The organism is Streptomyces sp. NPDC059853, assembly GCF_042731495.1.
Lineage (GTDB): Bacteria > Actinomycetota > Actinomycetes > Streptomycetales > Streptomycetaceae > Streptomyces.
Genome location: NZ_JBHWJL010000491.1, coordinates 1 through 2306, shown reverse-complemented (window position 1 = coordinate 2306; position 2306 = coordinate 1). Strand labels below are relative to the sequence as shown.

Below are 2306 nucleotides of genomic sequence, written 5' to 3'. Positions count from 1 at the left end.
CGTGCGGCTGGGTGGGGGCCCAGCCGCAGACGTGGGTGGACAGCAGGACGTCGCCGTCCAGGACGTCGCCCCGGGCGTGCATGTCCAGCAGCTTGGCGGCGGCGGCGAGCGCGGCCACGGCGCCGTCCGCGTCGGAGACCAGGCCGATGCGTTCGGGGCGGGCGCCGACGCCGCCGAGCCGGCCGAGGACGCCGAGGGTGGGGGCGTCGCCGCCGGCCAGCCGGCCGCTGCGGCCGGGCACGGTGACGGAGACGAAGTCGGTGCTGCCCTTGTCGCCGGTGAGCGTGGTCACCTCGACGCGTACGCCGGCCGGGGCGCCGCTGTCGCCCGCCTCGGCCGCCGCGGTGGCGTGCACCGTGCGCAGATGGTCCGCCAGCAGGTCACCGCCGGTCTGCGGGCGGTCCAGCAGTTCGATGATGTCGAGGACGTGCTTGAGCACGGGAGATCCTTTCGCTGAGGGCGCACTCCACCGCGGGGACGGGTCCGCGTCGGCGCGGGTGCCGTGGAGGGCCGTGGGGCCGTGGATCGCCGTCGTCGGCCCAGGGGATGGCATGGGCGGGCGGCTGCGCGGGCGGTGGCCGGGATGCCGGCGGCCGCCGTACCGGTCGGCGCTTCGGGCGGCCGGTGTGCGTCCAGAATCCGCACACGTTCATCTTGGCGCAATAGTTTCTCTATATGCGGGACGGTTTACACTCCTGGCATGACGGCACCCCACTCTCCGGGAGATCACGTGGCGGACAACGCGGCTTCCCCGGCCGACCAGGCACCGAAAGCCGACATGCCCCGCACCCGGGGCACGGAGGACAAACCTCCGCTCCAGACCGCCGACCGGGTACTGAGCCTGCTGCTCTCCTTCGACCGCGAGCACCCCGAGTGGGGGGTGAGCGACGTCGCGGCGGCCTTCGGCCTCGACAAGTCGGTGGCCCAGCGGCTGCTGGCCGCCCTCGCCCACCGGGGCTTCGTGGTCTCCGACCCCCGCACCCGCCGCTACCGGCTCGGCCCCGCCGTGTGGGACCTGGCACGCGTCTGGGAGCGGGACGGCGGCATGGCCCACCTGGTGCGGCCCGTGCTGCGCTCCCTGGCCGACACCGTCGGCTTCGGGGTGCTGTTCGCGGTCCCGGACGGCGTGCACATGCGGTGCGTCGCGGCGGTGGACGGCGCCTCGGGGCCGCTGCGCGCCCACGACCTGACCGGGGAGCTGTACCCCGCCCATGCCGGGGCCACCTCCCGAGCGTACTTCGCCATGCTGCCGGCCAGGGACCGGGCGGCGCTGCTGTACGGGCGGCCGATGGCCCGGTTCAGTGAGCGCACCGTCACCGATCCGGTGCTGCTCGAGGAGCGGTTCGCGCAGGCCCGGCAGAACGGCTACGCCCACTCCGAGGGCGAGTACGACGACGAGACCGCCGCCGTCGCGGTACCGGTCCTGGTGGGGCGGCGCCCGGTCGGCACCCTGTCGGTCGCCGGGCCGAGCGGCTTCTGTCCGGAGCCCCCGGCCGGCATCGTCGGCCCGCTCACCCGGGCCGCCGCCGACCTGGGCCGGCTTCTCACCCCGCTGCGCCCGCGCCGCGCGCCCGCCGAACCCCGCTGACCCTCCCCCGTATCCACCCCTCACCTCTCACGAAGGGAGGCGCCCCCGTGCGCCTGCTGCTGCTCTCCAACTCCACCGCCCCCGGGCACGGCTACCTCGACCACGCCCGCGCGGAGATCGCCGACGCGTTCGGCGACGCCCGCCGGCTGCTGTTCGTGCCCTACGCCCAGGCCGACCACGACGGCTACACGGCGCGGGTCGCCGAGGCGTTCGCCCCGCTGGGGGTGGAGGTGACGGGCGCGCACACCGCCGAGCGGCCCGCCGCGCTGCTGGAGGCCGCCGACGCGGTGTTCGTCGGCGGCGGCAACAGCTTCCGGCTGCTGACCGCGCTGCACCGGCACGGGCTCGTCGCCGCCATCCGCGCCAGGGTGGCGGCCGGTGCGCTGTACATGGGGTCGAGCGCCGGCACCAACATGGCCTGCCCGACCCTGCGCACCACCAACGACATGCCCATCGTCCAGCCGCCCACCTTCGACGCGCTGGGCCTGGTGCCGTTCCAGATCAACCCGCACTACCTGGACCCGGTGCCCGGCAGCACCCACATGGGAGAGACCCGGGCGCAGCGGATCAAGGAGTTCCACGAGGAGAACGACGTGCCCGTGCTGGGCCTGCGGGAGGGCACCTGGCTGCGGTGCGGGGACGGGCGGCTGACGCTGGGCGGGGTGGCGGCCGGGGCGGTGCTCTTCCGGCGCGGACAGGAGCCGGTGGAGTACGGGCC

At 75.4% G+C, this 2306-nt stretch carries 3 protein-coding genes; 2 read left to right on the top strand and 1 reads right to left on the bottom strand.

The window, feature by feature from the left end; genetic code table 11:
• A partial coding sequence (locus ACFV5N_RS27175; protein ID WP_385604994.1) for a DUF1177 family protein occupies positions 1-439 on the bottom strand: 439 nt, incomplete at its 3' end.
• 339 nt (positions 440-778) lie between these two features.
• On the opposite strand from ACFV5N_RS27175, the gene ACFV5N_RS27170 reads away from it, so the two are divergent.
• On the top strand, positions 779-1588 hold the full coding sequence (locus tag ACFV5N_RS27170; RefSeq protein ID WP_385604997.1) for an IclR family transcriptional regulator: 810 nt from the start codon (positions 779-781) through the stop codon (positions 1586-1588).
• A gap of 47 nt (positions 1589-1635) precedes the next feature.
• Positions 1636-2306, top strand: a 671-nt coding sequence (pepE, locus tag ACFV5N_RS27165) for a dipeptidase PepE (protein WP_385604991.1), incomplete at its 3' end; no start/stop codon positions are given.

Excerpts from the sequence above, each read along its gene's own strand:
- ACFV5N_RS27170 (WP_385604997.1), top strand. The coding sequence starts at position 779 with ATGCCCCGCACCCGGGGCACGGAGGACAAACCTCCGCTCCAGACCGCC.